General features: G+C 44.8%; 5 protein-coding genes. 1 reads left to right on the top strand and 4 read right to left on the bottom strand.

The genetic code is table 11. From position 1 onward, the window contains the following. Window positions 1-137: 137 nt before the first annotated feature. The 4 genes from GW12_RS15585 to GW12_RS04240 form a co-directional block, all read right to left on the bottom strand. Window positions 138-524, bottom strand: coding sequence for a hypothetical protein (locus GW12_RS15585; protein WP_152598522.1), 387 nt, complete (start codon window positions 522-524; stop codon window positions 138-140). A gap of 50 nt (window positions 525-574) precedes the next feature. Continuing rightward, entirely contained in the window at window positions 575-1,582 is a 1,008-nt protein-coding gene (gene ruvB, locus GW12_RS04250) for a Holliday junction branch migration DNA helicase RuvB (RefSeq protein WP_034583915.1), read from the bottom strand. A 244-nt stretch (window positions 1,583-1,826) separates the two neighbouring features. Continuing rightward, window positions 1,827-2,429 (bottom strand): Holliday junction branch migration protein RuvA, encoded by a 603-nt coding sequence (gene ruvA / locus GW12_RS04245; RefSeq protein WP_034583913.1) that lies wholly within the window; start codon window positions 2,427-2,429, stop codon window positions 1,827-1,829. 116 nt (window positions 2,430-2,545) lie between these two features. Then, on the bottom strand, window positions 2,546-3,886 hold the full coding sequence (locus tag GW12_RS04240; protein ID WP_034583910.1) for a deoxyguanosinetriphosphate triphosphohydrolase: 1,341 nt from the start codon (window positions 3,884-3,886) through the stop codon (window positions 2,546-2,548). Window positions 3,887-4,388: 502 nt separating this feature from the next. Between GW12_RS04240 and purL the strand changes: the two genes are divergently transcribed. Further along, complete coding sequence (gene purL / locus GW12_RS04235) at window positions 4,389-8,222, top strand: phosphoribosylformylglycinamidine synthase (protein ID WP_034583907.1); 3,834 nt, start codon at window positions 4,389-4,391, stop codon at window positions 8,220-8,222. Window positions 8,223-8,307 lie beyond the last annotated feature (85 nt).

The raw sequence follows: 8,307 nt of genomic DNA, 5'->3' as shown, positions 1-8,307 counted from the left end.
TAAAGTTGAGATTGGCGTAAACTTATAAATATTTTTCACTTTCTTTAAGCAGATTTTAGAGGCTTTACTGATCTAAAAAAAATAATAGTGTTCAGTACACCTGTTGCTTACGGATAACAGGTGTATTTTTATTTAACTCATTTTGATTCACAAATAAGCGGAAGAATAAACCCAGAACCTAACAGGTTTCCTAGTTTTGTAGTTTTATCTATAGTGATAGAAAAGCTTTCATCTTTTGTTTCACCATTATTCCAAATGAGTTGTTGAGTAAAATACTGATCAAATTTTTTTGAGTTTGTATATGTTACTGGTCCACGCCAGCAACCTGAATAAGCACAAATGCTTATTTCTTTATTGCTATCTATAAGAAAGTTAAAAGAAGTGAAATCTTCAGTTTGTACCTGGCAGTTCTGTTGGGTGCAGGAAATCTCAGCATGCTTATTTGTGCATTGCCAAGAAGTTTGTGCATAAGAAGATGAACAGAGTAAAACTAAAGTTAAGGCTAAAAACTGACTATTTTTCATATGATATTTGGTTTTGAATAAAGAAAAGGGAGAATTAACTCCCTTCCAAATTATTTGTCTTTTGGTTCAGGAGGTGTCATACCAAACTGCAAATAGGCCATATTGGTGGCAATACGACCACGCGCAGTCCGCATTACATAACCTTGCTGGATTAGGTATGGTTCAATAACATCTTCCAATGTGCCAGAGTCTTCTGCCATTGCTGCTGCCAAAGCTTCTACACCGGCAGGACCACCATCAAACCGTTCAAGAAGCATGGACAAGTAACGACGGTCAAGCGTATCCAAACCATCTTTATCCACGTTCAACATATCCAGTGCACGTTGCGCCATGTCTTGAGTCACTTCACCAGTACCTTTGACTTGTGCATAGTCGCGGACACGACGTAGCAGGCGGTTGGCAATACGCGGTGTACCACGCGAACGACGAGCCACTTCACGTGCACCTTCTTCCGTCATTGGTACATCCATAAGACTCGCAGAACGTTTCACAATATGGGTTAGATCATCAACTGAATAGAATTCCAGACGTTGCACGATACCGAAACGGTCACGTAATGGAGAAGTCAGCAGGCCTGCGCGTGTGGTTGCAGCCACTAAGGTAAATGGTGGTAAGTCCAGTTTAATTGAACGGGCAGCCGGACCTTCACCAATCATGATATCCAGCTGATAGTCTTCCATCGCTGGATACAGGATTTCTTCAATCACTGGTGACAGTCGGTGAATCTCATCAATAAACAGCACATCACCTTCTTCCAAATTAGTCAGCATCGCCGCCAGATCGCCAGCACGTTCCAGTACTGGGCCAGAAGTTGATTTCAGATTGCCACCCATTTCACGGGCAATAATATTGGCAAGCGTAGTTTTACCCAGACCTGGAGGCCCAAAGATCAGGGTATGATCCAGTGCTTCTTCACGGCCACGTGCGGCACCAATAAAGATTTCCATCTGTTCACGAACCACAGGCTGACCGATATAGTCATCGAGGGAAGTTGGACGGATGGCACGATCAAAGTGATCTTCGGGTTTTTCAGAACCACTGATGAGACGGTCTTGCATATCTATTAACTTAATCTCTTTATCGAAGCTGTTTGATGCTGTGGGAACAGCCTCAAATAATGATTTGTGTTTAGCTGCCATTGTGTAGGCGTTGTTTTACTTTTGAAAGATCAAAAGTAACAAAAATCTTTTGTTGAGTTGAGGGCACATCCTGTACCCCAACTCAACAGGCGACCTCCATGTCGCCAGTCAGTTATTCATAAACCGAGAATAATTACTCTTTTAGATTTGAGTCATCTTCCTGTTATTTATTCATTGATTTTAAAGCCGCACGGATAATGTCGCTGGCTTCAGTAAAGTCACCTTTAGCTGCATTTACCAATTTTTGTGCTTCAGCAGGTTTATAACCTAAAGATTGTAATGCTGCTTCAGCTTCAGCAACTGCAGAGTTGCCCATAAACTGGATTTGTGGAGCTGTCGAATTGGTTGGAGCGCTACCAGATGCCATAGCTTTAAAGCGGTCACGCAGTTCAATCATCAGACGTTCAGCAGTTTTTTTGCCGACCCCTGGAACTTTCACTAAAGTATTTACATCTTCATTTTCAACAGTGTGAATCAGCATTTCTACACTTAAAGTAGAAAGAATACCGAGTGCCATTTTTGGACCGACGCCGTTGACTTTTAATAAGGTACGGAATATGTTTTTTTCCTGTGCATTTAAAAAGCCATAAAGTAATTGTGCATCTTCACGAACCGCTAAGTGCGTCCATAGGGTAATTTTTTGGCCTTTTTGCAGCTGACAGAAGGTGGTCAGGGGGGTGTCAATTTCATAACCCACACCATTTACATTTAACAAAACAGTCGGTGCTTCAAGCGCCAGTACTTCACCAATCAGGCATCCAATCATTTTTTATAAATACTCAAATTCAATACAGGCATAGTAGTCAGCATTTGTGCTAAAGGCAAAATACTACGGTTCAAAATTCGCAGATTTGTCGAGATTATCAACAAATTTGCATCTAGTTAAAGTAATCCCGCTTTATTGCCATGCAGTTCCTGCGCCAGGTTATAAGCCTGATGGTCGGACAGCTTGGAAATAATATCCAGCACCTGCATGATATTGTCATAATGATCAGCATGGAACTGTGCGCCAGAACGTTTCAGGATTGCCATTAGACGCTGTTCCTTGAAACTCAGATTCTTGTGCGGTGTAGTCAGTGGAATAAAGGCATCCAGAATGGTTTGCAGGCTTTGATGGGCAATAATTTCCAGTCCCGCCTTTTGCGGATGCTCAAAGATCCGATCACGCGCCAGTTCCTTGGCACGGGTAATGCCAAGCTCGATATCTGGGCTGCAATAACCCAGTAAGGAACCTTTGAGCTGACCCATCAGGATTTCCTGCTGATGATGGGCAAAAGCAGTGGTTACTTCTGCGACCAGACGCTTCATCACCCGGCCACGCAAAGCTGCAATCTTCTGTTGCCAGGTGGTATCCGGCATGCTGATTTCAGAAGGCGTGCCATAATCACCCAGCAGATTTAGAAACACCGGTTCAACTTCAGCATAACTCAGCATATTCAGGCTAATGCCATCTTCCAGATCAATCAGGGCATAACAGATATCATCAGCGGCTTCGAGCAGATAAGTCAGTGGATGACGACAGTAGTGATAGTCACCCAGTTGAATCAGGCCAAGCTGTTCAGCGATCTCTTTGAGAATCTCTTTTTCGGATTGATAGCAGCCAAATTTCGGACGTCGGCTAGCAGGCGTGTTACCAGTTGGATCAATGGTCTGTGATAGCCACGGATATTTTAAATAGGCACCCAGCGTGGCATAGGTGAGACGCATGCCGCCATCATTCGGATGATAATCAATCTTGGTCAGCAGGCGCAGGCCTTGGGCATTGCCTTCAAACTGACGCACATCGGCTTCCTGTTCCGGACTCAGATTTTTCAGGAAATCGGTATGCGATGCATCATCAAACCATTCACGGATGGCATATTCACCGGCATGACCAAAAGGTGGATTGCCAATATCATGCGCCAGACAGGCGGCCTGAATAATCGCGCCAACATCGGCTGGGGAAATCCAAGGTGGTAATTCATCTTTAATTTTTTCTGCAGCGAGCATGCCAAGTGAACGACCAATACAGGAGACTTCCAGCGAATGAGTCAGACGGGTATGAATACCGTCATGCTGGGTCAGTGGATGCACTTGGGTTTTACGGTTTAGCTGACGGAAACTTTGCGAAAATATAATCCGGTCATAGTCCTTGTGAAATGGACTACGTGCCAGTTCAGTACTTTGTTTTTTGCTGCCAATACGGACAGTGGAAAGTAATTCCAGCCAACGCATTTGAGTCATTTATCATTATTCATTCAGTTCTTTGGCTGCATCATGCCAAAAAAGTGCAGAAAAATATACGGACTTGCGACATAAGTTGCCGTGTAGAAATAAGAAAGTGAAGACCAATATTAGAACTGTATTTTTATGGATCAGCTAAATTGGCAATGGGAAATATATTCTTGCAAATAAAGTGCATTATTTAAGCGGTATTTTAACTCGACAAGCCTGTCGGATCGCTAAAAATTAGGATGAGCTTGTTGTTGAAAATTAATACAATTTTGCATGTGAAAATAAAACTTTGCCGGTTTTGATTTTTCTGCAAGAAAATGTGTTAACCTAATCGACTACATTCAATTTTTTTAACTGAAAATAAAAGTATTATTTTAAAAATCCTGACAGAATAGCGATCAGATTTCTGTATTCCTCACTAGCTGATTTAATCTTTTCACAGTAGAATATGCGCTCTCTCAAGTCACATTGTGGCATGGTCGCTCGATCATCCCGTGGAGCCAAAATCAGCATGTTTATCGTTGCCGGTGCACCTGCACATTCTTCTTTCAAGAAAACTCAACTACTCTCACGTTTATCGTCAAATAGTTCTGTTCAATCACTAGAAAGTCAATTTGTTTATCTCTTTGACCAAGCGCTCAACGAGCAACAACAGCAATCCGCTTTACAGCTTCTCAACGATGGTCAATCTTTTGAACTGCGCCAGCCAGCAAGTGATGAAATCCAGATTCTGGTAACACCACGTGTCGGTACGATTTCACCGTGGTCTTCAAAGGCAACTGACATTTTTGCCAACTGTAATACACCGGTTCATCGTCTTGAGCGCGGTGTTTTGTTTACTCTGAAGGGTACAAAAGAGCTTTCTAAAGAAGCGCTGCAAGTTCTGCATGACCGCATGACTGAAAGCGTATTCAACACGATTGAAGATGCTGCGGCACTGTTTGTTGAAACCGAACCAAAACCGCTGAACTCGATTGATATTCTGGGGCAGGGTAAAGAAGCACTGGTTAAAGCTAACAATGAATTCGGTTTTGCATTGTCTGAGCAGGAAATTGATTACCTGACAGATGCATTTACCAAACTGGGCCGTAACCCGAACGACATTGAACTGATGATGTTTGCACAGGCAAACTCAGAACACTGCCGTCACAAAATCTTTGGTTCTGAATGGACGATTGATGGTGAAGTTCAACCATTGTCATTGTTCCAGATGATCAAAAATACCTATAAAGAATCACCAACAGACGTATTGTCGGCTTATAAAGACAACGCATCGGTGATTGTTGGTTTTGATACGCAACGTTTCTATCCAACTCAAGAAGATAACGGTCAACACGTTTATAAATACAAAAGCCAGGCCGCTCACATCTTGATGAAAGTGGAAACTCACAACCACCCAACAGCGATTGCACCATTTGCCGGTGCTGCGACAGGTTCAGGCGGTGAGATTCGTGACGAAGGCGCGACTGGTCGTGGTGGTAAACCGAAAGCTGGTTTAACGGGTTTCACCGTATCTAACCTGAATATTCCTGGCTTCGAACAGCCTTGGGAAGAAAACTATGGCAAACCTTCACGTATGGCATCTCCACTTCAAATCATGATTGAAGGTCCATTAGGCGGCGCAGCGTTTAACAACGAATTTGGTCGTCCAGCGCTGACGGGTTATTTCCGTACCTTCGAACAAAACGTCAATGGCGAAGTGAAAGGCTTCCATAAGCCAATCATGATCGCGGGTGGTTACGGTAATATCCGTCCGGACCACGTTGAAAAAGATGCGATTCAACCAGGTGACTTACTGATCGTGCTTGGTGGTCCAGCCATGCTGATCGGTCTTGGTGGCGGTGCAGCATCTTCTGTAGACAGCGGTAAACTGGGTGAAAACCTGGACTTCGCTTCTGTACAACGTGAAAACCCTGAAATGGAACGCCGTTGTCAGGAAGTCATCGACACTTGCTGGCGCATGGAAAATGAAAACCCAATCGTATCGGTGCATGATGTCGGTGCGGGTGGTATTTCAAATGCAATGCCTGAGCTGGTAAATGATCACGAGCTTGGTGCGGTACTGGATCTACGCAAGATTCCATCACTGGAACCTGGTATGTCACCAATGGAAATCTGGTCTAATGAAGCGCAAGAACGTTATGTACTGGCGATCCGTCCAGAATCTCTGCCGCTGTTTGAATCGATCTGTGCGCGTGAACGTTGTCCATTTGCAGTATTGGGTGAAGCGACTGAAGCACGTCATCTGACTGTTGAAGATCCATTATTCGGCAACAAGCCAGTGGATATGCCAATGCAGGTGATGCTTGGCGGTACACCACGTATGAGCCGTTCTTATGAAACTGCTCCGCGTAAAGGCGATGACTTTGACGCAGCTCAAGTCACTGATCTGAAAGATGCGATTTACCGCGTGATCAAAAACCCAACAGTGGCGTCTAAATCATTCCTGATCACCATCGGTGACCGTTCAATTACCGGTATGGTTGCACGTGACCAGATGGTGGGTCCATGGCAAGTACCTGTAGCGGATGCTGCGGTAACAACGACTAGCTTGCAAGGCTACACTGGTGAAGCAATGGCGATGGGTGAACGTCCGCCAGTGGCATTGTTAAATCCAGCAGCATCTGTACGTTTGGCTGTAGCTGAAGCGATCTCCAATATCATGTCTGCGAAGATTGAAAAAATCAGCGACATCAAACTATCAGCAAACTGGATGGCTGCTGCAGGTCAACCGGGCGAAGACCAGGCACTGTTTGAAGGTGTGAAAGCTGTTGGTATGGAAATGTGTCCGGCACTGGGCATTGCAATTCCAGTGGGTAAAGACTCATTGTCAATGCGTACCACCTGGAACGACGAAGGCGAAGACAAATCTGTAACTTCTCCAATGTCAGGTGTGATCACTGCGTTTGCACCAGTGACTGATGTTCGTAAGACGCTTACACCTGAACTGAAAAATGTTGAATCTGTACTGGTACGTATTGACCTGTCTAAAGGTCAGTTCCGTCTAGGCGGTTCGATCCTGGCTCAGGTGTACAAAGCGATTGGTTCAGTAACTCCAGACGTTGATAACTTTGAAGATTTCAAAGCATTCTTTGCACTGGTACAAGACTGGAACAACCGTGGCCTGATCAAGGCATACCACGACATCGGTGATGGTGGTTTACTGGTGACTGTTGCCGAAATGATGTTTGCTGCACGTCTAGGTGTGGCGCTAGAAGATCAATCAGTTGAAGCATTATTTGCTGAAGAAATCGGTGCGGTTCTGCAAATCGCGAAAGCAGATTGGGAAGCGCTGCAAGCTGAAATCGCAGCTTCTACACTGAAAGATGCGATCTCTGTGGTGGGTACAGTAAATAACTCTGACCAGTTATCTGTAAATGGTCTGGTACTGGAACGTGCTGACCTGCAAGTGGCTTGGACTGAAGTATCTCACCAAATCCAGCGTCTGCGTGACAACGAAGAAACTGCGGATCAAGAATTTGCTCTGATCACGGATAAGTCTCACAAAGGTCTGATTGCTCAACCGACATTTGATCTGAACGAGCCAGTTGAAGCGCCATTCATCAATTCACGTCGTCCAAACATGGCGATCCTACGAGAGCAAGGTATTAACGGTCATGTAGAAATGGCGGCTGCTTTTGACAAAGTAGGCTTCAATACCGTTGACGTTCACATGAGCGACCTGTTGGCTGGTCGTGTCAGCTTGGATGACTTTGAAGGTCTAGTCGCTTGTGGTGGCTTCTCTTATGGTGACGTTCTGGGTGCAGGCGGCGGCTGGGCGAAATCAGTGTTGTTCAACGCTCAACTGCGTGACCAGTTCGAGAAATTCTTTAACCGTGAGGAAACCTTCTCTCTAGGTATCTGTAACGGTTGTCAGATGTTGTCTCAATTGGCTCCACTGATTCCAGGTGCTGAACACTGGCCACGTTTCCACCGTAACAAGTCAGAAGTGTTTGAAGCGCGTAGCGTGAACGTGCGTGTGGAAAAATCCAATTCTGTATTGTTGGAAGGTATGGAAGGTTCAATCCTGCCAATCGCTGTGGCACATGGTGAAGGTCGTGTGGTGTCATCAGCTGAAAATATTGCTGCATTGAATGCGGGCAATCAGGTGATCCTGCGTTATGTGGACAGCCAAGGTAATGCTACTGAGCAATATCCACTGAACCCGAACGGCTCGCCTGAAGGTATTTCTGGTGTGACTTCGAAAGATGGTCGTGCAACCATTATGATGCCGCACCCTGAGCGTAACTTCCGTGCGATCCAGCACTCTTGGAAACCAGAAGACTGGGATCAGGATGGTGCATGGTTACGTATGTTCCGCAACGCACGTAAGTTCATTGGCTAATCTGCTTTAGCTTGAGAAAGGGTCGCAACAGCGGCCCTTTTTTTATAGATAGAATTTAAGGAAAATCAGCAAAACTAGAAAAATC

Source organism: Acinetobacter sp. HR7 (assembly GCF_000773685.1).
Lineage (GTDB): Bacteria > Pseudomonadota > Gammaproteobacteria > Pseudomonadales > Moraxellaceae > Acinetobacter > Acinetobacter thermotolerans.
Note: the sequence above shows the minus strand (reverse complement) of the source record. Positions and strands in the feature narration are given on the sequence as shown.